Source organism: Xanthomonas sp. JAI131 (assembly GCF_013410075.1).
Taxonomy (GTDB): Bacteria; Pseudomonadota; Gammaproteobacteria; order Xanthomonadales; family Xanthomonadaceae; genus Xanthomonas_A; species Xanthomonas_A bonasiae.
The window spans coordinates 725,313-748,441 of the sequence record NZ_JACCCN010000002.1 but is presented as its reverse complement, the minus strand read 5'-3'; the positions used below and the strand labels follow the sequence as shown (position 1 = coordinate 748,441).

Annotated in this window: 20 protein-coding genes; 8 read left to right on the top strand and 12 right to left on the bottom strand. The window is 69.4% G+C overall.

From position 1 onward, the window contains the following. Window positions 1–29 precede the first annotated feature (29 nt). From HDC36_RS09925 to HDC36_RS23470, 6 genes are all read right to left on the bottom strand, one after another. Entirely contained in the window at window positions 30–1,238 is a 1,209-nt protein-coding gene (locus tag HDC36_RS09925; protein ID WP_179566744.1) for a GAF domain-containing sensor histidine kinase, read from the bottom strand. A gap of 68 nt (window positions 1,239–1,306) precedes the next feature. Beyond that, window positions 1,307–2,044 (bottom strand): arsenical resistance protein ArsH, encoded by a 738-nt coding sequence (gene arsH / locus HDC36_RS09920; RefSeq protein WP_179566742.1) that lies wholly within the window; start codon window positions 2,042–2,044, stop codon window positions 1,307–1,309. Then, window positions 2,034–2,459, bottom strand: a complete 426-nt coding sequence (arsC, locus tag HDC36_RS09915) for an arsenate reductase (glutaredoxin) (protein ID WP_179566736.1) — start codon at window positions 2,457–2,459, stop codon at window positions 2,034–2,036. Before arsC ends, arsH begins: the two co-directional genes overlap by 11 nt. Window positions 2,460–2,495: 36 nt before the next feature. Then, window positions 2,496–2,828, bottom strand: a complete 333-nt coding sequence (locus HDC36_RS09910; RefSeq protein WP_179566735.1) for a helix-turn-helix transcriptional regulator — start codon at window positions 2,826–2,828, stop codon at window positions 2,496–2,498. Between the two features lie 108 nt (window positions 2,829–2,936). Further along, window positions 2,937–3,920: a hypothetical protein gene (locus tag HDC36_RS09905; RefSeq protein ID WP_179566734.1), complete on the bottom strand. Its 984-nt coding sequence runs from the start codon at window positions 3,918–3,920 to the stop codon at window positions 2,937–2,939. A gap of 11 nt (window positions 3,921–3,931) precedes the next feature. Beyond that, complete coding sequence (locus HDC36_RS23470) at window positions 3,932–4,294, bottom strand: hypothetical protein (protein ID WP_241093872.1); 363 nt, start codon at window positions 4,292–4,294, stop codon at window positions 3,932–3,934. 106 nt (window positions 4,295–4,400) lie between these two features. Between HDC36_RS23470 and HDC36_RS09895 the strand changes: the two genes are divergently transcribed. From HDC36_RS09895 to HDC36_RS09885, 3 genes are all read left to right on the top strand, one after another. Further along, a complete protein-coding gene (locus tag HDC36_RS09895) occupies window positions 4,401–4,811 on the top strand; it encodes a DUF2946 family protein (protein ID WP_343204332.1) in 411 nt (136 codons plus the stop codon). A gap of 68 nt (window positions 4,812–4,879) precedes the next feature. Then, window positions 4,880–6,940, top strand: coding sequence for a TonB-dependent receptor (locus tag HDC36_RS09890; RefSeq protein WP_255432668.1), 2,061 nt, complete (start codon window positions 4,880–4,882; stop codon window positions 6,938–6,940). Beyond that, window positions 6,940–8,427, top strand: a complete 1,488-nt coding sequence (locus HDC36_RS09885; RefSeq protein ID WP_179566733.1) for a PepSY domain-containing protein — start codon at window positions 6,940–6,942, stop codon at window positions 8,425–8,427. The genes HDC36_RS09890 and HDC36_RS09885 overlap by 1 nt, the downstream gene beginning before the upstream one ends. A 513-nt stretch (window positions 8,428–8,940) precedes the next feature. Here the strand turns inward: HDC36_RS09885 and HDC36_RS09880 are convergent. From HDC36_RS09880 to HDC36_RS09870, 3 genes are all read right to left on the bottom strand, one after another. Further along, window positions 8,941–9,681 (bottom strand): phosphoadenylyl-sulfate reductase, encoded by a 741-nt coding sequence (locus tag HDC36_RS09880; protein ID WP_179566732.1) that lies wholly within the window; start codon window positions 9,679–9,681, stop codon window positions 8,941–8,943. Further along, window positions 9,678–11,402, bottom strand: a complete 1,725-nt coding sequence (gene cysI, locus HDC36_RS09875; RefSeq protein WP_179566730.1) for an assimilatory sulfite reductase (NADPH) hemoprotein subunit — start codon at window positions 11,400–11,402, stop codon at window positions 9,678–9,680. The genes HDC36_RS09880 and cysI overlap by 4 nt, the downstream gene beginning before the upstream one ends. Window positions 11,403–11,531: 129 nt before the next feature. Beyond that, a complete protein-coding gene (locus tag HDC36_RS09870; RefSeq protein WP_179566722.1) occupies window positions 11,532–13,403 on the bottom strand; it encodes an assimilatory sulfite reductase (NADPH) flavoprotein subunit in 1,872 nt (623 codons plus the stop codon). 207 nt (window positions 13,404–13,610) lie between these two features. On the opposite strand from HDC36_RS09870, the gene cysD reads away from it, so the two are divergent. The 3 genes from cysD (at window position 13,611) to HDC36_RS09855 (ending at window position 17,067) form a co-directional block, all read left to right on the top strand. Beyond that, window positions 13,611–14,519, top strand: a complete 909-nt coding sequence (cysD, locus tag HDC36_RS09865) for a sulfate adenylyltransferase subunit CysD (protein ID WP_179566719.1) — start codon at window positions 13,611–13,613, stop codon at window positions 14,517–14,519. Then, window positions 14,519–16,504, top strand: coding sequence for a sulfate adenylyltransferase subunit CysN (gene cysN, locus HDC36_RS09860; protein ID WP_179566717.1), 1,986 nt, complete (start codon window positions 14,519–14,521; stop codon window positions 16,502–16,504). The genes cysD and cysN overlap by 1 nt, the downstream gene beginning before the upstream one ends. A gap of 137 nt (window positions 16,505–16,641) precedes the next feature. Beyond that, window positions 16,642–17,067, top strand: coding sequence for a hypothetical protein (locus tag HDC36_RS09855; RefSeq protein WP_343204331.1), 426 nt, complete (start codon window positions 16,642–16,644; stop codon window positions 17,065–17,067). A gap of 113 nt (window positions 17,068–17,180) precedes the next feature. On the opposite strand, the gene HDC36_RS09850 is transcribed toward HDC36_RS09855, so the two are convergent. Together HDC36_RS09850 and HDC36_RS09845 are read right to left on the bottom strand one after the other, a co-directional pair. After that, window positions 17,181–18,302 (bottom strand): glycosyltransferase family 4 protein, encoded by a 1,122-nt coding sequence (locus HDC36_RS09850; RefSeq protein WP_179566715.1) that lies wholly within the window; start codon window positions 18,300–18,302, stop codon window positions 17,181–17,183. Next, complete coding sequence (locus HDC36_RS09845; protein WP_179566713.1) at window positions 18,299–19,045, bottom strand: polysaccharide deacetylase family protein; 747 nt, start codon at window positions 19,043–19,045, stop codon at window positions 18,299–18,301. The genes HDC36_RS09850 and HDC36_RS09845 overlap by 4 nt, the downstream gene beginning before the upstream one ends. A 250-nt stretch (window positions 19,046–19,295) precedes the next feature. On the opposite strand from HDC36_RS09845, the gene HDC36_RS09840 reads away from it, so the two are divergent. Further along, on the top strand, window positions 19,296–19,853 hold the full coding sequence (locus HDC36_RS09840; protein WP_179566711.1) for a GNAT family protein: 558 nt from the start codon (window positions 19,296–19,298) through the stop codon (window positions 19,851–19,853). Between the two features lie 87 nt (window positions 19,854–19,940). Further along, window positions 19,941–21,458, top strand: coding sequence for an alanine/glycine:cation symporter family protein (locus HDC36_RS09835; protein WP_179566709.1), 1,518 nt, complete (start codon window positions 19,941–19,943; stop codon window positions 21,456–21,458). Window positions 21,459–21,542: 84 nt separating this feature from the next. Here HDC36_RS09835 and HDC36_RS09830 read toward each other — a convergent pair whose 3' ends face one another. After that, window positions 21,543–22,943, bottom strand: coding sequence for a hypothetical protein (locus tag HDC36_RS09830; protein ID WP_255432667.1), 1,401 nt, complete (start codon window positions 22,941–22,943; stop codon window positions 21,543–21,545). Window positions 22,944–23,129: the final 186 nt, after the last annotated feature.

The window sequence follows — 23,129 nt, the reverse complement described above, 5'->3', positions numbered from 1 at the left end:
GCGCCACGGTGCGCGCGGTGCGGTGGCGCTCAGGCCTTGGTCGCGCTCGCCAGCGGCAGCGTGACCGAGAAGCGGCTGCCCTGGCCCGGGCGGCTGCGCACCTCGACACTGCAGCCCAGCGTCTCGGCGGTGCGGCGCACGATCCACAGTCCCAGGCCGAGCCCTTCGCTGCGCGGATCGGCCTGGCGGAACGCCTGGAACAGGGTGCGCAGGCTGTCGCCGTCCATGCCGATGCCGCTGTCGATGATCTCCACCACCACGTGATCGCGCCGGCGCCGGCAGCCGATCAGCACCGAGCCGTGCTCGGTGTACTTGACCGCGTTGCCGAGCAGGTTGCCGAGCAACGTGGCCAGCAGCGTGGCGTGGCTGCGTACGCGCAGTTTGGTCGGCACGTAGCGCAGCCGCAGTCCCTTGGCCGCGGCCTGCGGCCGCCAGGTGTCCAGGATCGGGCCGAGCAGCTCGCCCAGGGCCACCTCGCCCTGCACCGGCAGGCTGTGCTCACCGCCGGCGACCGCGCTGGTGGCGAGATCGTCCAGGCCGGTGGCGACCTGGTTCAGCGCCTTGCGCGCCTCGTCCAGCGGCACGCTGCCGACCGCATCGAGTTGGCGCTGGACCTTGGCCAACGCATAGGACGCCGTGCGCAGCGGCGTCTTCAGGTCGTGGCCGGCGATGGCCAGCAGGCGGCTGCGGTAATGGTTGGATTCCTGCGCCAGCGCCAGTGCCTTGCGCAGTTCCAGCTGCGCCATCGCCTGCCGCGCCAGCGCGCGCAGCGCTTCGATCTGTTCGTAGGTCAGCTGCCGCGCGCGCCGGTCGAGCACGCAGACGGTGCCCAGCGGCAGGCCGTCGGAGGTCTTCAGCAAGGCGCCGGCGTAGAAATGCAGGCGTTCTGCGCCGGTGACCAGCGGATTGGAGGCGAAGCGCGGATCCTCGCGCGTATCCGGCACCAGCAGCAGGTCGTCCTCGAGCAATGCGTGCGCGCACAGCGAGGTCGCCAGCGGGGTTTCCCGGGTGCCCAGGCCGATCTCGCTCTTGAACCACTGCCGCTCGCTGTCGATCAGGTTGACCACCGCGATTGGGGTCTGGCAGATCATCGCCGCCAGGCGGGTGATGTCGTCGAAGGCCGGCTCGCGCGGCGTGTCCAGGATCGCGTAGCTATGCAACGCGTCCAGGCGCAGCGTTTCGTTGCCGGGCTTGGCGGCGCAATAGACCGGGCCGGCAGCGGGTGCGACGGAAGACATGCGAACGGCTCGGCGACGGTGAGTCGCTCAGTCTATGGTACCGATCACACATTTTGACGACGCGGTCTTCACGTAGACGCAACGACCGCCGGCGGTGCCGCGCCCGATGCCGCGGCCAGGGAATCGGTGCCCGGCCGGCGTTCGCTGTAGCGGTCGACCAGGTACGGCGCCAGGTCGCGGGTGAGCAGGGTGAACTTGAGCAGTTCCTCCATCACGTCCACCAGCCGGTCGTAATAGGGCGAGGGAAGCATCCGCCCGGGGGTATCGAATTCCTGCCAGGCCTTGGCCACCGACGACTGGTTGGGGATGGTCAGCAGGCGCATCCAGCGGCCGAGCACGCGCATCTGGTTGAGCGCATTGAACGACTGCGAGCCGCCGGACACCTGCAGCAGCGCCAGGGTCTTGCCCTGGGTGGGGCGCAGCGCGCCCTGGCTGAGCGGGATCCAGTCGATCTGCGCCTTGAGCACGCCGCTCATCGCGCCGTGCCGTTCCGGCGAGGACCAGACCATGCCTTCGCTCCACAGGGTCAGCTCGCGCAGTTCCTGCACTTTCGCATCGCTGTCGGGAGTGGCGTCGGGCAGCGGCAAGCCGCGCGGATCGAACAGGCGCGTTTCCGCGCCCATCGCCTGCAGCAGCCGCGCCGCTTCCAGCGCCAGCAGCTTGCTGTAGGAGCGTTCGCGCAACGAGCCGTACAGCAGCAGGATGCGCGGCGGATGCGTGGCGCGGGCGGCGCTCGGCGCCAGCGGATCCGGGCGCACGAACGCGGCCGGGTCCAGGTTCGGCAGCTCGGACAGGTCAACCGACACGGCGGCCGTCCGCGTCGATCAGGGGTTCGCCGTCTTCCTTGGCGAAGGCGCCGCGCTGCGGCGAGGGCAGGATCTCCAGCACCGTTTCCGACGGCCGGCACAGGCGCGTGCCCAGTGCGGTGACCACGATCGGCCGGTTGATCAGGATCGGGTTTTGCAGCATCGCGTCGAGCAATGCGTCGTCGCTCAGCGCCGGGTCGTCCAGGCCCAGTTCGGCGTAGGGCGTGCCCTTCTGCCGGATCGCCTCGCGCAGCGGGATGCCCAGTGCCGCGATCAGCGCCTGCAGGGTGGCGCGGTCCGGCGGGGTCTTCAGGTATTCGACCACGGTCGGTTCCGCACCGCTGTTGCGGATCAGTCCGAGGACATTGCGCGAGGTGCCGCAGGCGGGGTTGTGGTAGATCGTGATGGCGCTCATCGGAAGACTCGGTGCGATAGGGAGGAGGGCGCTGCGCTATGGCACGCGCGCGGCGGCGGGCGCTGCAGCATCGGGGGAACAGCTGCCATTGCCGCAGCAGTTTTCGGTCAGGAAGCCGATCAGCGCGTACATGCGCGCGTAGTCGGCGCGCAGCCGGATCACCCGGCCCTGGCGTTCGTCGGCGATCAGGCCGGCCCCGCGCAGCACGTGCAGGTGCGCGGTCAGCGTGGCCGCGGCCAGGCCCAATGCGGCGCGCAATTCGCCCACCGCCATGCCGTCCGGCCCGGCCTGGACCAGCGCACGGTAGGCGGCCAGGCGGTGCCCGTGGGCGAGCGCGCGCAGGGCGGAAACGGTGCTGTCGGCGTTCATCAATTCGATAATTCCAGAAATTACGAAATGAGGCAAGCGCGTGGCCCCGTTCCACAAACGACGACGGGCGCATCGCTGCGCCCGCCGGGTGGAGCCGTTGTGCGGCGCTCAGGTCGGCATGTCCTCGATCTGCAGGTACACCATGGTCTGGTTGAGCAACTGGTAGGCCACTTCGCCGAAGGTCACCGGTCCGATCAGTTCGCCGGTGCGCTTGCCCTCCAGTTCCGAATACAGGAAGTTGAGGATGCAGTTGCAGCTGAACTCGGGGCTGCTCACGGTCTGTGGCAACTGCCGCGAGAATTCCTCGACGTAGTTGGCCACCGGTGCAGCGATGCGGTACTCCACGCCGCGGAACACCGGCGCGTACAGCGTGACCTTGCGCGCGTCCTGGTCGATTGACTGGATGCTGGCGTTGATCTTCTCGCCGTTGTAGTCAGCGACCAGCGGCAGCCGCACGTCGATCTGGTTGGCGGTGAGGTATTCGGCGAAGTCGCGCGGCTCGCCGTTGACCAGCGCCTGGCCGACGTCGAAGCCGTCCTGCGCGAAGGTGATCACGTCGCCGTCGCCCTGCTCGAAGCAGTTGACGATCCCGACCGAGACCATCTTGTCCTCCGGCAGCGTCGCGTGCAGCGCCACGCAGCCTTCGCTGTAGGATTTGCCGCTGGTGCCGTCGTAGATGCGCGGCGCCAGCTTGCCCAGGTCCGCCAGGTCCACGCCGGACACCCAGCCGACGATGTTCTTCATGAACAGCCCGGGGTAGTCGGGCGAATCCTGCGCATAGCGCACGTGCGCCTGGCTGGTCGCCGGCAGGATGATCACGCTGAAGCCGTGATCGGGCGAGTCGCTGGCGATGGATGGCAGTTCGCCCACGTCGTACCAGCGCACGCTCGAGCCGCTGACGCAAGGGTCCTGCTCGCTGACGAAGATCAGTTCGCGGCTGTGGGTGCCGCCTTGCTTGTCCATGAAATAGGGAATGGTGCCGCCGATCCAGTTGCCCTTGGGCAGGCTGTCGAGCAGGGCCTGGTCGCCGGCCAGGTACAGCGTGGCGCCGGATTGGATCTTCTGCGCCGCTTGTTCGCGTGTCATCAGCATGTCGCTTCTCCTCAGAAGTGGGCCTGCAGCTCGGCCTTGTAGAGATTTTCGTATTTGCTGAAGAACGCGTGCGCCTCGTCGATGCAGGCCTGTACGGTCTGCGGCGACGCATCGCTTTTCAACTTGCGCGCGCACTGGCTCAGCATCATGTTCCCGGCGAATACCTTGAACTGCAGCTTGGTATCGCCGCGGAGCAGCGGAACCCACTTGGGATGGCTTTTACTCGGAATCATCTTCGTCCCTCCACGGATGAAGTCTTCGAATGGCCGACGCACAGGCGTGGCTTCGGTGCAGGTATCGACACGGCCCGACAGGGCTTGAGCACCGCGCCACGCTGTAAGCGATTCCTGTCGCCGAAGTGGGGGCTGGGTCACTGCGGTCGCCCGGCGGCATGCATACCGCGCGTCCCGCCTTGCCGCACATGCGTCAAGCTGTCGCAGGGCCTTCCGCGAGCCGGGCAACAGGCCCTAGACTGCGGCGGTGATCCGTCGCCGCCAGCCAACGTCGCTTTGGGGAACGCTCGCCCTGCTGGCGATCGCGCTGATGCTGGCTGCACCGTTGCTGAGCCGTTGGCAGCAGGCGCGGTCCGGCGACTGGGCCGCTGCCGCGGCGGAGGCGCTGTGCACCAGCCGCGGCCTGCAATCGGTGCTTGCGTTGCCTGCGGCGTCGTCGCCTGTACACGCCGGCGTCCATGACGACGGCGGCATGGCGCACGAGCAGGCGTGCGATTACTGCCTGCTGGCCGCGCGCCTGCTGCCCTTGCTGGCGTTGCTGTTGCTGGTGTTGCCGTGGTTGCGCCAGCGCGCGCCGCTGGCCGCGCCGCGCGCGCCGGTGGTGGACACGGGCATCTGGCGCGCTCACGCCGCACGCGGGCCTCCGCTGTACTCCTGAAACACGAACGGCTGTTCTTTCGTGCCGTGGCGTCGCCGCGGCGCGTCTTCGTGCTGATGGAGCCATCGATGATCCGTTTCTTTTCCGTGCCGCGCCTGGCGGCGTACGGCTGCGCCTGTCTCGCGGCCAGCGTCTCCCTGCCGACGCATGCCGGCGACGGCGGCGTGCAACCGCCCGCCGGCGATTCCGCATTGACCCTGGGCAAGGTCCAGGTCCGGGCCGATCCGCTGTCCTTGCCGACCGCGCGCAGCGTTCTCAGTTCCGTGGACATCCTCGGCGGCGACCTGCTGCAGGACCAGCATGTGGACTACAGCTGGGAGCTGCTGATGCGCGCGCCCGGGGTGCAGGTCACTCAGTTCAAGATGGGCACCGACGCCGGCCGTTTCTCGTTCCGCGGCTTCAACGGCGAAGGCCGGGTCAACGCGGTCAAGCTGCTGATCGACGGCGTTCCCAGCAACGACAACGCCGGCGGCATGCCGTACCTGGATGCGGTGTTTCCGCTGGACATCGCCGCGATCGAGATCGTGCGCGGCACCAACGATCCGCGCTACGGCTTGAACGCCATCACCGGCAGCGTCGATGTGCTGACCCGCAGCGGCGGCAACGACGGCCGCGCCAGCGTCACCGCCGGCAGCTTCGGCACGCGCGAGGTGCAGGCCAGCCAGGGCATCGAACGCGGCGGCTGGAGCCAGAACTATTTCGCCGCCTGGCGCGACAGCGACGGCTACCGCGACCATGCCGACGCACGCAAGCGGGCCTTCGCCGGCAAGTGGTTCTACACCGCGCCGGACGCGGCCTGGCGGGCCGGACTCAGTGCGCGCTACTACCGCAACGACGCGCTGGAAGCGGGCTATCTGGATTACGCCAGCGCACAACGCGCACCGCGCAGCTCGCCCGACTATGCGCGCGACGACCGCAGCGAACGCCAGACCGGGCAGGTGAGCCTGCACCTGGATGCGCAACTGGCCGATGCCGTGCAGGGCAGCGCCACGCTGTACTGGAATCGCTACCAGAACCAGCGCTGGGTGCGCTTCACCGCCGCCGGCGCGCAGCAGGAGCGCGATACCGACGAGACCCAGCGCGGTTTCCTGGCCAAGGCCAGCTGGCGTCCCGAAGTGGACTGGGCGACGTCGTTCGCGCTGGAAGGCGGCGTCGACGGGCAATGGCAGGACAACACCTCGCAACGCTATCGCACCGTGGCGCGGGTGCGCACCGCGCCGCTGCGCGACTGGGATTTCGATCTGGACACGCGCGGGGTCTATGTGCAGGCGGTGATCCGCCCGTTCGAGCGTTTGCAACTGGTGCCGGCCTACCGCGTGGACTGGGTCGACGGCAGCTTCCGCGACCGGCTCGGTGGTGCGCGCTACCCGGCCTACGCCTACGGCGCGATCAATCAGCCCAAGCTCAGCGCCGTGTTCGCGCTGACCGCGCAGACCAGCGCCTATGCCAACCTGGGCCGCACCTTCCAGATCGGCAGCGGCAACGGCGCCTACCGCAGCCAGCCCGGCAACCTGGCCCCGTCGTACAACGACGGCTGGGAAGCCGGCCTGAAGTTCGCCGACGCCAAGCGGCTGGACGCGCGCATCGCCTATTGGGAGCAGCGCGCGTCCGACGAGGTGGCGACCATCCTCGGCGTCGATGGCACGGTCGGCACCGGCGAGGTCGGCAACGTCGGCAAGACCTTGCGCCGCGGTTGGGATGCGCAGCTGACCCTGCGTCCTGACGAGCGCTGGACGCTGTGGCTGGCGTATTCGCGGCAGCGCGCGCTGATCGTCACGCCCGATCCGAGCGCGCCGGCCACGCGCGGCAAGGAGATCGAGAACGTGCCGCACTACCTGGCCACCGCCGGCATCGACTGGCAGGCCACGCCGCGGCTGAAGCTGTCGGCCTGGGGCAATGCGCAAGGCGACTACTACCTGGAACGCAGCAATACGCTGGGCCGCTACGGCGGCTACGCGCTGGCCAATGTCGGCGCGACGTGGGCATGGCGCGCGCAGCGCGAGCTGTCGCTGCAGCTGAAGAACCTGACCGATCGCCACTACGTCTACGCCTGGTACGACAGCGGCTCGTCCGGCTACTCGCCGGGCGACGGCCGCGCCTTGTACGCCAGCCTCAGTTGGGGATGGTGATGGCGATGCCGAACCCGACGGCAGTGCCGCCGGCGCGCTTCTACCGCGCCGTGTGGCGCTGGCATTTCTACGCCGGCCTGCTGGTGCTGCCATTGCTGGCGTGGCTGGCGCTGACCGGTGCCGCCTTCGTCTACCAGCAGCCGATCGATGGCTACTTCCACCGTGCGCTGAAGACGGTGCAGGTGCCGGCGCAGGCACGGGCCGTCGCGCCGCAGCGCCTGCTTGAGGTGGCGCTGGCGGCGCAGCCTGGGCAGGCATTGCGCTACACCACGCCGCTGCGGCGCGACGCGTCGGCGGAAGTGACCGTGGGGACCGCCGATGCCCGCCGCGTGGTGGTGTACGTGGATCCGTATCGATCGCGCGTGCTGGGCAGCTTGCCCGAGCACGGCACGGTGGCGTGGACGATCCGGCGCCTGCACAGTCTCGCGCTGGTCGGGCCGTGGGCCAGCGCACTGATCGAAGTGGCCGCGGGCTGGGCGATCCTGCTGGTGCTGACTGGCGTCTACCTGTGGTGGCCGCGCGGCCGCCGCGGCGGCGTCACGACGGTGCGCGGACGGCCGCCGCAACGCGTGTTCTGGCGCGATACGCATGCGCTGACCGGCAGCGTGGTCGGCGCGATGCTGCTGTTCCTGGCGCTGACCGGGATGCCGTGGTCATGGTTCTGGGGCGCGCAGGTCAACCGTCTCGCCAATGGCCACCACTATGGCTATCCGGCTGGCCTGCGCGTGGACGTGCCGATGTCCACGCAACGCCTGAGCGACGCAGAGGTGCCGGCCTGGTCGCTGCGCCAGGCGCGGTTGCCGCAGTCGCAGCTGCCGCAGACTGCAGCGATGCCGATGCCGATGCCGATGCCCGCGGCGGCGAATGCGGCTGCGGCTTCGGCCTCGAGCGTGGCGGACGACGGCAACGATGCGCATGCGGAGCATGCCGCGCATGGCGGCATGGCGATGAACGCCATGGAGGCGATGGCGCCGGCGCCCGGCGCGATCGGCCTGGACGCGGCGGTGGCGCGGTTCCAGGCGCGCGGTATCGCTGCCGGCTACAGCGTGGCGCTGCCGCGCGGCGTGCGCGGTGTCTACACCGCGTCGGTGTATCCGCCGGATCTTGCGCAGCAGCGGGTGATCCACCTCGACCAGTACAGCGGCAAGGTGCTGCTGGACATGCGCTACGCCGATTACGGGCCCATGGCGAAGGCCTTGGAATGGGGCATCAACGTGCACCTGGGGCAGCAGTACGGCACGTTCAATCAGCTGCTGCTGATCGCCTCGTGCATCGGCATCCTGCTGTTGTGCGTCAGCGCCGCGCTGATGTGGTGGAAGCGGCGCCCGGCCGGCGGATTGGGCGTGCCGCCGCTGCCGGCGGACCGGTGCACCTTGCGCGGCGTGCTCGTGCTGCTGGCGATCGGCGGCGTGCTGTTCCCGCTGGTCGGGGTGTCGCTGTTGCTGATGCTGGCGCTGGATTGGTGGTGGGTGTTGCGGCGGGAGTGAGGCGGTGCTGTCTGGCATGGGAGGTTCGCGGCCACCTCGCTGGGTGCACTGTGGGAGCACCTCGGTCCTGATGGGACCGGAATCAGGAAGAGTCCCCGTTCCGTTCGTCGCGACTGAAGTCGCTCCCACAAGGGGCTCGCGGTCGGCTCACCGGGTGCCGGTGGGAGGGACTTCAGTCCCGACGGCGTCCGAAGTCGGGAGGTTCGCCGCTGCGTTTGTCGCGGCTGAAGCCGCTCCTACAGGAGGGGCTACGCGAGGTGTCTGCTGGGTGCGCTGTAGGAGGGACTTCAATCCCGACCGTATCCGAAGCCGGAAGGTTCACGGCTTCGTTCGTCGCAGCTGAAGCCGCTCCTACAGGGGCTGCGCGAGGTGTCTGCTGGGTGCGCTGCAGGAGGGACTTCAGTCCCGACCGTACCCGAAGCCGGAAGGTTCATTGCTGCGTTTGTCGCGACCGAAGTCGCTTCCACAGAAAAGGCGGGCGCGGGCTCGCAGAGGGCCTGCGACAAGTTCGCCTCAGATGTCCTCGTGGATGCCGCACTCGCGCTTGAGGCCGAAGAAGCGGGTGTCTTCCTCGCGCATGCCCGGTTCCCAGCGGCGGGTGGTGTGGAAGTCGCCGATCGACACGTAGCCTTCTTCCCACAGCGGATGGTACGGCAGGCCGTGCTGCTGCATGTACTGCCACAGGTCGCGGTCGCTCCAGTCGGCGATCGGGTTGATCTTGTAGCGCTCGCCGCGCTTCTGCACGAACGGGGTCTGCGCGCGGCTGTCGGACTGGCTGCGGCGCAGGCCGGTGAACCAGGTGCCGACCTTCAGTTCGTCCAGCGCGCGGCGCATCGGCTCGACCTTGCGCAGGTTGTTGTACTGCTCGATGCCGACCATGCCCTGTTCCCACAGGCGGCCATGGCGCGCTTCCATCCAGGCGCGACTGACCAGCGGCCGGTACACCTTGAGGTTGAGCTTGAGCCTGTCGGTGAGCGCGTCGGCGAAGCGGTAGGTTTCGGCGAACAGGTAGCCGGTATCGATCAGGATCACCGGGATGTCCGGCAACTGCTGGGTCAGCAGGTGCAGCGTCGCCGCCGACTGCGCGCCGAAGCTCGACGACAGCGCGGCCTCGGCCGGGCCGTGTTCGAGCGCCCAGGCCACGCGCTGCACGGCGGTCATCGGCGCCAGCAACGCGTTGACCGCGTCGAGGTCCCATGCCGTCGCCGGCGCGTTGGCGGAATCGTGGTGGGCGGAGGCGGGCAGGGCGCTCATGCGTGCAGTTCCGAAGGAATGAGATGGCGGTGGGTGGGGTAGGCAGGCAGCGCGACCAGGCCGCTGCGGTGCAGGAAATCGCCGAAGCCCTCGTCGGCGTCGCGTTCGTTGGCGTAACGCGCGAACAGCGGATCCAGCGCGTCGAGGATCTCCGGCTCGCCGATGTTTTCGCGGTACAGCGTGTTCAGGCGCTGGCCGCGATGATCGGCGCCGAGCATCAGGTTGTAGCGGCCGGGGGCCTTGCCGACCAGCGCGATCTCGGCCAGATACGGCCGCGAGCAACCGTTCGGGCAACCTGAGATGCGCAGCAGGATCGGCGCCTCGCGCAGCCCGTGCCGGTCCAGCAACGGCTCCAGCTTGCCGGCGAAGTCGGGCAGGTAGCGCTCGGCCTCGGCCATCGCCAGGCCGCAGGTCGGCAGCGCCACGCAGGCCATCGCCGCGCGCGCCAGCGCGGTGCGCGCCTGGTTGCCGGCGTCCAGCGCATGCGCGCGCACCAGGGTGTCGATCGCCTCGCGCTGCGCGGCCGGGATGCCGGCGATGACCAGGTTCTGGTTGGAGGTCATGCGGAAATGCGCGCCATCGCCGTCGCGCTGCAGCAGTTCGGCGATCTCGCGCAGGCCGCTGAGATGGCGCGCGCCGCCGTCATGGTCGGCGATGCGCCCGGCCGGCAGCGACAGGGTCAGGTGCGCACGGCCATCCTCGCCTTCGCTCCAGCCGTAGCGGTCGCCGTTGTGCTCGAACGCGAACGCGCGGGTCGGCTGCAGCGCGATGCCGGCGCGGCGCTGGATCTCGGCGACGACCACATCCAGGCCGTGGTCGTCGATGGTGTACTTGAAGCGCGCGCGCTTGCGCACGGTGCGGTTGCCGAGATCGCGCTGGGTGGTGACCACGGCGGTGGCGACATCGAGCAGCTGGTCGCGCGCGATGAAGCCGATCACGTTGGCCACGCGCGGATAGGTCTCGGCGTCGCCATGGGTGGCGCCCATGCCGCCGCCGATGCTGACGTTGTAGCCGGCCAGTTCGCCGTCCGCGCCGAGCACGCCGATGAAGCCCAGGTCGTTGGCGAACACGTCCACGTCGTTGATCGGCGGCAGCGCGAAGCCGATCTTGAACTTGCGCGGCAGGTAGGTGTCGCCGTAGATCGGCTCCTGTTCCTGGCCGCTGCCGACGATCTGCTCTTCGTCCAGCCAGATCTCGTAGTAGGCGCGGGTATTGGGCAGCAGGTGTTCGGACGCGCGCGCCGCATCGGCGTACAGCGTGGCGTGCGCGCGCGAGGCCAGCGGGTTGGCGGCGACCTGCACGTTGCGGTTGACGTCGCCGCAGGCGGCCAGGGTATCGATCAGCGCGGCGTTGATCGCCTGCATCGTCGCCTTCAGCTCGCGCTTGATCACCCCATGGAACTGGAACGCCTGGCGCGTGGTGATGCGCAGCGAGTGGTTGCCGTAGGTGGTGGCGATGGCGTCGAGCTTGCGCCACTGCTCCGGGGTGATCACCCCGCCCGGCGTGCGCGTGCGGATCATGAACTGGTAGGCCGGTTCGAGCTTCTGCCGGCGCCGCTCGTCGCGCAGGTCGCGATCGTCCTGCTGGTAGCTGCCGTGGTACTTGATCAGCGTCTGATCGTCCTCGCGCAGCGCCCCGGTGACCGGATCGGCCAGGCTCTGCAGCAGCGACCCGCGCAGGCGGCGGCTTTCGGCTTTGATGTCTTCGACGGAGTGGCTCATGGCAGCAGGGATTCGTGATTTGGGATTCGGGATTGGTAAAGCGGACCGACGGGTGAGCACAGCAAAGGATCGCAACACTCCAGAAATGCGCTCTTGCGAATCCCCAATCCCGACTCCCCAATCCCAGCCTCAATACACATCGCGCGCATACCGCCCCTCCCGCTGCAGCGCCGTGAGATAGGCTGCTGCATCCTCGGCGCTGCGCGCGCCGTGCTCGATCACGATCTGCTGCAGCGTGGCGTGGACGTCCTTGCCCATGCCGATCGCGCCGCACACGTACAGGTGCGCCCCGTTCTGCAGCCAGTCGTAGACGTCGCGGCCGTGTTCGCGCAGGCGCTGCTGCACGTACACCTTGTCCGGCACGTTGCCGTCGCGCAGCGGCTGCACGTCGCGCGAGAACGCCAGGTCCAGGCGCTGCAGTTCGCCGCTGCGCAGCGCCTGCTGCCACTCGGCCTGGTACAGGAAGTCCTGGTTGAAGTGACGGGCACCGAAGAACAGCCAGTTGCGGCCGCCGGCGCCGCTTTCGGCGCGTTCCTGCACGAAGCCGCGGAACGGCGCCACGCCGGTGCCGGGACCGATCATCAGGATGTCGCGGCTGGCGTCGGCCGGCACCCGGAAGCGTTCGTTGGGTTCGATGTAGACCGGGGCGCTGTCGCCTTCGGCCAGGGCGGCCAGAAAGCCGCTGGCCGCGCCGCCATGGGCGTGGCCGTGCGCCTGGTAGGCCAGCACGTCGACGGCAAGGTGGACTTCATCGCCGACCCGCTTGCGGCTGGAGGCGATCGAATACAGGCGCGGGGCCAGGGGCCGCAGCGCCTCCAGCAGTGCGCTGTGGTCCCAATCCGCCGGCCAGCGTCGCAGCACGTCGATCACCTGGTGATCGGCCAGCAACGCCGCCAGACCGGCGGTCTGGGTATGGTCGAGCAACTGCTCCAGCGCCGGGGCGGCTGAGCGGCGGGCGACCGCGGCCAGGAACGGCCGCGAGGCCCGGGTCAGTTCGCGATGCGCGGCGAGCCACTCGTGCAGGGGAAGAGTCTGCGCATCGACGGTGACGTCGGCATGACCGTCGAGTCGCGTCGCCGTCAAAATGGCCTCGACCAGCGCCGGCGGATTGCGGTGGCGGATGCCCAGCGCGTCGCCGGGTTCGTAGTGCAGGCCGCTGCCGGCCAGCGACAGTTCCAGGTGGCGCACGTCCTTGTCGGCCTGGCCATGCGCGGCATAGCGCGGACCCTTGAAATCGCGGCCGCTGATGCGCTGGTTGGCCAGCACCTCGGCGGCGAACGGGCGCTCGTGGTTCCATGCCGCCGCGGCGCTGCTGCGCAGCGGGGTCACCGTCGCCGACGGCGCGGCCGCGCTCTTCAGCAGCTCGCGCGCCTGCGTCAGCGCCTGCGCGCGCCACGGGGTCGCCACGGTGTCGATGTCCAGGTCGGCCTCGCCCAGTGGCAGCAGCCGCTGCGCGCCGAGTTCGGCCAGGCGCGCATCGATGCGCTTGCCGATGCCGCAGAAGTCGGCGTAGCTGGAATCGCCCAGGCCGAGCACCGCGTACTTCAGTTCCGGCAGCTTGGGCGCGCGGCGGCCCTGCAGGAATTCGACCAGGCCGATCGCGTCGTCCGGCGGATCGCCTTCGCCCTGGGTGCTGATGACCACGTACAGCAGGCGCTCGCTGGCCAGTTCGCGGGTCGGGTAGGCGTCGGCACGCAGCAGGCGGACGGTCAGCCCGGCGGCCTCGGCGTCGGCCGCCAGTTGCTCGGCGGCGCGGCGGGCGTTGCCGGTCTGGCTGCCGTAGACAATGCTCAGCCGCTGCGCGGCCTGGCTGGTCGCGGCGCCGCCCGGCAACACCGCCAGCGAGGGCGGCGCATGGCCCTGGCCCTGGGCCAGGCCGGCGGCATAGCCGGACAGCCACCACAGGCTGGCCGCATCCAGCCCCTCCACCGTCCGCGCCAGCAGCGCCTTGCGCTCGTCGGGCAAGGGGCTGGGCGGCAACGCGGGCGAGGCGGCGGTCATGGCCGGTCCGGGTGGGAAGAAGGGATGACCGATGTTAGGGATTCGTTGCGCGGGGCAGAAAGGAGCAGGGGTTATCGGCTTATGCCCCCCGCTTATTTCAGTGCCTGCCAGACCCATCACACACTGCCGGCCCCGGTCGCCCCAGGCGCCGCGGCCGCTGCTACCCTCTGTACGTACCCCTTCCCAACGAGCCTTGCGTTGTCCCCGATGCGTTCTTCCGCCCTGTCCCACCTCGACCGGCTCGAGGCCGAAAGCATCCACATCCTGCGCGAGGTGGCCGCCGAGTTCCGCAATCCGGTGCTGCTGTATTCGGTCGGCAAGGACAGCTCGGTGCTGCTGCACCTGCTGCTGAAGGCCTTTGCGCCGGCGCCGCCGCCGATCCCCCTGCTGCACGTGGACACGCGCTGGAAGTTCCGCGAGATGATCGCGTTCCGCGACCGCCGCGCCGCCGAAACCGGGGTGGACCTGCGCGTGCACATCAATCCCGACGGCATCGCCCAGGACATCGGCCCGTTCACGCACGGCGCGACCGTGCATACCGACGTGATGAAGACCCAGGGCCTGAAGCAGGCGCTGGACCAGGGCCGGTTCGACGCGGCGATCGGCGGCGCGCGCCGCGACGAGGAGAAGGCGCGGGCCAAGGAGCGGGTGTTCTCGTTCCGCAACGACAAGCATCGCTGGGACCCGAAGAACCAGCGCCCCGAGCTGTGGAATCTGTACAACGCCCGGGTCCATGCCGGCGAGAGCGTGCGCGTGTTCCCGCTGTCCAACTGGACCGAGCTGGATATCTGGCTGTACATCTACCGCGAAGCGATTCCGGTGGTGCCGCTGTATTTCGCCGCCGAACGCCCGGTGGTGGAGCGCGACGGCGCGCTGATCCTGGTGGACGACGCGCGGCTGCCGCTGCGCGACGGCGAAGTGCCGCAGCGGCGACAGGTGCGGTTCCGTACCCTGGGCTGCTATCCGCTGACCGGTGCGGTCGAGTCGCAGGCCGACACGCTGGAAAAGATCATTGCCGAGATGCTGCTGACCACCACCTCGGAGCGGCAGGGGCGGGTGATCGATCAGGATCCGGGCGCGTCGATGGAGAAGAAGAAGTTGGAAGGGTATTTCTGATGAGCCGGGATTCGGGATTCGGGATTGGGGATTCGGAAAGGCAGTCTTCCGCCGTGGACGCAGGAAGGGGTGGGGACGCTGTTGCGAATCCCGAATCCCGAATCCCGAATCCCGGCGGCGACGCGGTCGCCGCCTACCTGCAGCAGCACGAACACAAGCCGCTGCTGCGCTTCATCACCTGCGGCAGCGTCGACGACGGCAAGAGCACGCTGATCGGGCGCCTGCTGTACGACAGCAAGCGCCTGTTCGACGACCAGCTCGCCGCGCTCAGCGCCGACAGCAAGCGCCACGGCACCCGCGGCGGCGAGATCGACTACGCGCTGCTGCTCGACGGCCTGGCCGCCGAGCGCGAGCAGGGCATCACCATCGATGTGGCCTACCGCTACTTCGATACCGACAAGCGCAAGTTCATCGTCGCCGATTGCCCCGGCCACGAGCAGTACACCCGCAACATGGCCACCGGCGCCTCCACCGCCGACGTGGCGGTGGTGCTGGTCGATGCGCGCAAGGGCCTGCTGACCCAGACCCGCCGCCACAGCTACATCGTCTCGCTGCTCGGCATCCGCCACGTGGTGCTGGCGGTCAACAAGATGGACCTGGTCGATTTCGACCAGGCCACCTTCGATGCGATCGTCGCCAGTTACCGCGCGCTGGCCGCGCAACTGGGCATCGCGCAGGTGCACTGCATCCCGCTGTCGGCGCTCGACGGCGACAACCTGTCGCAGCGGTCCGCGCGCACGCCCTGGTATGGCGGCCCGGCCTTGCTCGAATACCTGGAAGGCCTGGACCTGGCCGCGCGCGACGCCGACAGCGGCCTGCGCCTGCCGGTGCAATGGGTCAACCGTCCGAACCAGCAGTTCCGCGGTTTCGCCGGCACGCTCGCGGCTGGCCAGGTGCGGCCGGGCGACGCGGTGGTGGTGCTGCCGTCGGCGCGCCGCTCCACCGTCGCACGGGTGCTCGACGGCACTGGCGACGTGGACCGGGCCGTGGCCGGGCAGGCGGTGACGCTGACCCTGGCCGACGAGATCGACATCAGCCGCGGCGACGTGATCGCCGCCGCCGACGACCCGCCGGAGGTGGCCGACCAGTTCGCCGCGCACGTGCTGTGGATGGACGATGCCGCACTGCTGCCGGGGCGCCCGTACTGGCTGAAGATCGGCACGCGCACGGTGTCGGCCAGCGTCAGCGAGATCAAGCACCGCATCGACGTGAACACGCAGGAGCGGCTGGCGGCCAAGCGCCTGGAATTGAACGAGGTCGGCTACTGCAACCTGTCGCTGGACGAGTCGATCGTCTTCGAGCCGTACGCGCGCAACCGCGCACTCGGCGGCTTCATCCTGATCGACCGGCAGAGCAACGCCACCGTCGCCGCCGGCACGCTGGATTTCGCGCTGCGCCGCGCCGGCAACGTGCACTGGCAGCACCTGGACGTGGACCGCGCCGCACGCGCGCGGATCAAGGGACAGTCGCCGAAGGTGCTGTGGTTTACCGGCCTGTCCGGCGCCGGCAAGTCCACCGTCGCCAATCTGGTCGACAAGCGCCTGCATGCGCTCGGCTATCACACCTTCATCCTCGACGGCGACAACGTGCGGCACGGGCTGAACCGCGACCTGGGCTTCACCGACGAGGACCGGGTGGAGAACATCCGCCGCGTCGCCGAGGTGGCGCGCCTGATGGCCGACGCCGGGCTGATCGTGCTGGTCAGCTTCATCTCGCCGTTCCGTGCCGAGCGGCGCATGGCGCGCGAGCGCTTCGCCGAGGGCGAATTCGTCGAGGTCTTCGTCGACGTGCCGCTGCACGTGGCCGAGGCGCGCGACGTGAAGGGGCTGTACGCCAAGGCCCGCGCCGGGCAGATCCCCAACTTCACCGGCATCGATTCGCCGTACGAGGCGCCGGAGCAGCCGGAGTTGCACCTGCGCGCGGACGGCGACAACGCCGAGGCGCTGGCGGCGCAGGTGCTGGGGTGGCTGGACGCGCACGACTGAGCGCGGACGCCGCCGCCGGCGGCGCAGCAGGAGTTGCCGGCGGCCGCGCCGGTGCGCATCCTATGCATGCAGGGAGGCGGTGTGGATCCAGGGACACCCCGGGGCCGGATCCTTGCGGCAACGTTCAGGGGGAACGCGTGGATCCGAAGATGCAGGCCTTGCTGGCCAGGACCAATGTCACAGAGCTGGTCGCGCCGACGGCGGTGGAACAGGTGACTCACCAGCCGGTGCGGCCCGAGCCGCCGCCAGCGCAGCGGCCCCTGTATTCCACGGCCGATCCGTTCCAGTATCACCTGGCCACGACCGAAATCGTCGGCAAGCTGCAGGAGCGCACGACCAGGCCGGCAGTGCGGGCGTTCGGCTGGCTGGTGTTCGGGGTGCCGATGGCGCTGTTCGGGCTGATGCTGTTGCAACTGGTCTGGTACGACGCCGCGCTGCATGCATGGAAGATCCCGCACACCGTCGGCGGCGCGCTGCGCACGCTGTTCGGGACCGCTTCTGCGCTGGCATTCGTCGCGGCGTACCCGTATTTCACCCGCCGCCGCGGTGCCGCCGCCGGCTGAGGCATGCGGCGCGCATGCGACGGCGCGTCGCTGTCGCTGCGGCTAGCAAGGCGGGGTGCGGCGGCTGGCGTGCGGCCCGGTGCGGTGGCGTCGCTGGTCGCCGGCGGCTGGCGTCAGTGCGCGCCGGGTTGCGCCTGGGTCAGCCGCTGCGGCGCGCGGCGCGGCGCCTGCAGCACCTGCACGAACTGCGCGGCGATCACCGCGCCGGCGAAGTGGCGCTGCACGAACTGGCGGCCGGCCTGTCCCATGCGCTGGCGGCGCTGCGCATCGCACATGCGCAGGATCGCGTCGCGCCAGGCGCGCACGTCGCCCGGCGGCAACAGCTCGCCGCTGACGTCGGCATCCAGCGTCTCGGCCACGCCGCCGACGCGGCTGGCGAGCACCGGCACTTCGCTGGCCTGCGCTTCCACCGAGACCCGGCCGAAGGTTTCCGGCGCCAGCGACGGAAACGCCAGCATCGACATCGCGTTGTAGTAGGGCGTGGCGTCGTTGACCCAGCCGACGAAGCGGTGCCGGGCGGACGTGGCCTGGCCGCCGGCATGCGCGTGCAGGCGCGCCGCATCGGGGCCGTCGCCCAGCCACAGGCAGTGCAGCGCCGGTTCGATCGCCATCGCCGCAGACGCCGCCTCCAGCAGCGGAAAGATGCCCTTGCCGTGCTGCAGGCGGCCGCTGTAGCCGATCACGATCGCGTCCTCGGGCAGCCCGAGCAGGGCGCGCATCTCGCGGCCGCGCCGCGGATCCGGGCGCAGGTTGTCCATGTTCACCGGGTTGTACAGCACCTGCACCAGCGCCTCCGGCACGCCGCGGTCCAGGTAGGCCTGCCGCGCATAGCGCGACACCGCGAAGAAGCGCGAGGCCAGGCGCGGGATCGCGTAGCCGGAGAAGGCGCGCATTGCCGGCGCGCGGTGCCGGAACAGCGCCACGCGGATGCCGAGCGCGCGGCCGACCAGCAGCAACGGCCAGTATTCCTTGCCGAAATTGCCGACGAGCCAGTCCGGTTGCAGGCCCCGCGCCAGGCGCAGCAGCGGCGCGTAGCCGGCCGGATCCAGCGCGTTGCGGAAGTGGCCGAAATGCACGCTCACCCCGCTGCGTTGCAACTCCTCGGCGATCAGCCCGCCTGCGCAGGCGATCACCTCGACGCGATGGCCGGCACCGGCCAGCGCCTGCGCCAGCGCCACGAAGTGCGTGGCCGCGCCGGTGTTCTCGGGATTGGTGCCGACGAACAGGAACTTCATGCGCGCCGATCCTCGTAGCCGGTCAGCGCGCGCAGCGCGAACTGCGGCAGAACGTGATGCCGCGCCACCTGGATGCGCGGATAGCGCCAGGGATCGGACCCGGGCACGGCACGGCCGCGCCGGGTGGTGGTCGCGGCGACATAGCCGGCCTCGCGCACCGTCGCGGCGACGCGCGCGTCCATGTCGCCGTACGGATAGCAGAACTGGGTGACCGGCTCGCCGAGCAGATCCTCCAACTCGCGCTTGCAGCCGCCGATTTCCTCGCGCAGCTCGGCATCGCTGCACGCGGTCAGATGCGGATGCGAGCGGGTGTGCGCGCCGATCTCCATGCCGCCGGCGCGCCACTGGCGCAGCTCGGCCAGGCTCATCAGCGGCTTTTCGATGCCGAGTTTCTGTGCGTCCCAGGTGTTGTGGCGGCCGATGCTGCCGCTGACCGCGTACACCGTGGCGCTGAAGCCCAGCCGTTGCAGCACTGGCAGCGCCGCATGCAGGTTGTCGAGGTAGCCGTCGTCCAGGGTCACCACCGCGATCCGGCCGTGGCGTTCGCCGCGCAGGTAGGGCATGGCGTCGGACATGGACACGCCGCGGTAGCCCAGCCGCTGCAGCAGGCGCATCTGCCGCGCGAAACGCGCCGGCGCGACGTACAGGCTGCGGTATACCTGCAGCTGCCGCGGCGCCTGCGCGATGTTGTGGTACATGAAGATCGGAATACGTGCCGCAGCGGGGGAGGTCGCGGAATGCATCGGGACGGCTCGGTAACGATCACGGAGGAGGGGGCGCGCTGCATTAGCGCGCGCAAACCTTTCGCCGGCCTGTCGTGCGTGCCGGCACCGCGTCGGCGCGCGGCAAGACGCACCGCGGCGGCACGTCGTTGCGCCCGCTTGTCGTTGCGCTGCACTGCGCGGCGCGCGCATGCCGTGCAGCGACCGGCAATGCGGCAACTGCGCGCAATCGCCGGTTATGCTCGGCTGCCGACCTGCAGGAGCGCCGCCGATGCCCGATGACCCCAGCGCCACGGCCTGGCGCGACCTGCGCCTTGGCATCGACGGGATGCAACTGCGCCGTTGGCGCGGCGACGACCTCGACGCGCTGCTGCGCCATGCCGACGATGCGCAGGTGGTGCGCGGCCTCAGCGAGCGTTTTCCGCATCCCTACACCCGTGCCGACGGCGAGGCGTTCCTGAGCGGGCGCGTGGTGGATCTGGCGCACCCGGTGCTGGCGATCGAGATCGACGGCGAGGCCTGCGGCAGCATCGGCTTGCGTCCTGGCCGCGGCGAGCGCGCGCATGTCGCCGAACTGGGCTATTGGCTGGGGCGCCGCTACTGGGGCCAGGGACGGATGACGCGGATCGTCGCCACCTATCTGGACTGGGCGATTCCCGCGCTCGGGCTGCTGCGCATCGAGACCAGCGTGCTGGACAGCAACCCGGCCTCGGCGCGGGTGCTGGAGAAGAACGGCTTCGTCCGCGAAGGCATCCGCCGCGGCGCGCTGCGCAAGCACGGACGCCTGCACGATCTGCATCTGTTCGGCCGCTTGTACGGGCCAGAGTGAGACCTGCGTTTCGCAGTCAGCGCCGATTCATGCACAATCGAGGCAGTCCCGTTCGCGGGGCGTCCTTCTTGCGCTTCGGGGAACTGCGTGGAATCGATCATCACTGCATTGAATGGCTTGATCTGGAGCAAGGCGCTGATCTTCATGTGCCTGGCGGCCGGCCTGTACTTCACCATCCGCACCCGCTTCATGCAGGTGCGCGGTTTCGTCGAGATGCTGCGGTTGACCATCGGCGGGCAGAAATCCGATGCCGGCGTGTCCTCGTTCCAGGCGCTGGCGATGTCGATGGCCGGGCGCATCGGCATCGGCAACATCGCCGGCGTGGCCACCGCCATCGCCTTCGGCGGGCCGGGCGCGATCTTCTGGATGTGGGTGATGGGCTTCTTCGGCGCCTCCACCTCGTACATCGAATCGACCCTGGCGCAGATCTACAAGGTCAAGGACGCCGACGGGCGCTACCGCGGCGGCCCGGCGTACTACATCGAAAAGGCGATGGGGCTGAAGTGGTACGCGCTGCTGTTCGCGTTCGCCACCATCGTCGCCACCGGTTTCCTGATGCCCGGCGTGCAGGCCAATGCGATCGCCGACAGCGTGGTCAACGCCTGCCGCGGCGGCCCGCTGTGCGGTCCGCTCGACGGACTGTGGATGGGGTTGCCGGCGGTGCAGGCGCTGAAGCTGGGGATCGGCGCGACCGTGGCGCTGTTGCTGGCGGTGATCATCTTCGGCGGGGTCAAGCGCATCGCCAACTTCGCCGAGATCGTGGTGCCGTTCATGGCGCTGGGCTACATCCTGATGGCGGTGGTGGTGATGGTGCTCAACGCCGAGCGGGTGCCGGAGATGTTCTCGATCATCTTCCGCAGCGCGTTCGGCGCGCATGCCGCGTTCGGCGCGCTGCTGGGCCTGGCGGTGGAGTGGGGGGTCAAGCGCGGCATCTACGCCAACGAGGCCGGACAGGGCACCGGCCCGCACGCCGCGGCCGCCGCCGAGGTCTCGCATCCGGCCAAGCAGGGCTACGTGCAGGCCTTCGCGATCTACTTCGACACGATGATGGTGTGCACCGCGACCGCGTTCCTGATCCTGGCCACCGGCAAGTACAACGTGTATGCGCCGGACGGCGGCGAGCACCTGTTCGCCGGGCTGCGCGGGGTGCAGGAAGGCCCGGGCTACGCGCAGGCCGCGGTGGACGCGATCCTGCCCGGCTGGGGCGCCGGCTTCGTGGCGCTGGCGCTGTTCTTCTTCGCCTTCACCACGATCATGGCCTATTACTACATGGCCGAGACCAACCTCAGCTACATCAACGGCAACCGCCGCCGTCCGCTCAGCGTGCTGGTGCTGCGGCTGGGCATCCTCGGCATGGTGGTGTTCGGCGCGTTCCACGACGCCAAGCTGGCGTGGTCGCTGGGCGACATCGGCGTGGGCCTGATGGCCTGGCTCAACATCATCGCCATCCTGATCCTGCAGAAGCCGGCGCTGCTGGCGCTGCGCGACTACGAGCGGCAGAAGAAGGCCGGCCTGGACCCGGTGTTCGATCCGCTGCCGCTGGGCATCAAGAATGCCGATCTGTGGCGCGAGCGCCTGTTGCCGCCGGCGCCGCGCGGCGAATGATCGCCGCGCGGCGGTGCGTGCCGCGATGACACGCTGCCGGCCTGTGGCCGGCAGCGGTGTCGTGCCCTTGGGGGCAGGGCACGATCAGTAGGAGATCGTCGCCGAGGTGGAGGTGGTCTGCACATCGTAGTTGCACTGCACGTCCAGGCCGGAACTGTCGCTGTACGAAACCCATGCCGGCGACTGCACGCGTCCTAGTTTGTAGTCGTATACGCCGATCGCGTTGAAGGTGATGCGGCCGTCGGGCGGATACTGGTCGCAACTGTCCACCGAATACACCTCCAGCGCGCCACCGATCACCAGGTGCGTATTCGAATTGATGTCGTAGGTGGTGCTGAGCCGTACGCTCTTGCCGGTGGTGACGTTGCGTGTATCGACGTTCCAGTTCGCGCAGGGCCTGCCGTTGTTGCAGGTGGCGTAGGTGTCGCCCACGATCTGGTCGCCGGCTTTGGCCGGAATGAAATCGCTGGACCACACCATGCCATTCTGGCAGCAGTTCCAACTGCTCAGATCCCAGGTGTTGCTGTCGCCGCGGTAGCCCAGCACCGGTTGCAGGATCGTCGGATCGTCGCTCTGCATGCCCGGGAAGAAGTACACCGTCTGGTGCGCCACGTCGGTCGGATTCTGCGGTACTTTCCAGCTCGCGACGATGCGGCCCATCTTGGCGCCCGTCACGTCGATGGCCGACTGGACCCAATCGTGCGCAATCGGTGGCGGCACCGCGCTGCGTGCTCTGGACGCTGTCAGCGCGGCGCTGCTGCGGACCTGCTGGCCATCAATGCCGCGACCGTCGGGCCGCACCCGTGCGCCGCTGGGAGTGAAGTTGTCCTGGGTACAGGCCTGCGCCTGTTCGCGCACGCCATCGACGTGTTGCAGGCTGCCATCCGCGAGGATGCGCTTGCCGCTGTGGACTTGCCGGACGCACGCCGGCGCGAAGTAGCCGAACGGGGTCGCGACGTAGTCGTCCGGGATGCCGGCCGGCTTGTGCGCTGCACTCATGGCGCCGACCCGGGCGAGCCGGGCATCCGGCGCGCCATCCTGGGGCGCCGCCGACGCGGCGCCGGCCATGCCGAGCAGGGAGAGCAGGGAGAGCAGCATCAATGCGGTGCTGGAACAACGACGCAGTGTCGATCGTGCGCTGCGGACAGAGGGTTTCATTGGGATTGCCTTGTGATGATGAGGCAGGAAGGAGTGCCGTGGGACCTGCTCGGCTCGCTGCCGCATCCGCCGTCGCTGAGCGGTCGGGTCGGTATCGAGGCGATGGTGTCCCGCAATGCGAAGCCGGGTGCCGCGGTCGTGGGTGTGGTCGATAGCGCCGTCCTTTGCCGTGCCGGGTTGCGGCGACGATGTGCCTTGCCGCAGCGGGGCGATTGTGAGAATTCGTCGCCTGGCGCCGCGAATGCGGCATGGTGGCGAGCGACGGCGAACGGCTTCACGGTCGCAATCGGGCCGCTGTTCCTCTTTCTCGGCGCACTGGGTAGACAATCGATGCGCCGTCGCCAGATGTCTCTGCCGTGGAGGGCGGAAATGCCGGCGCAGGACCCCGCCGACCGGGCGCAGGTGCGCAGGCGCCGCCGCGTGAACGACGCCGGCCGCACCTGCGGGCGGGGATGAGCGAAAATCGCCGGGTCGCGCCGGTACGGTGCGTTGCCATTGCGGTCCAGGAGACCT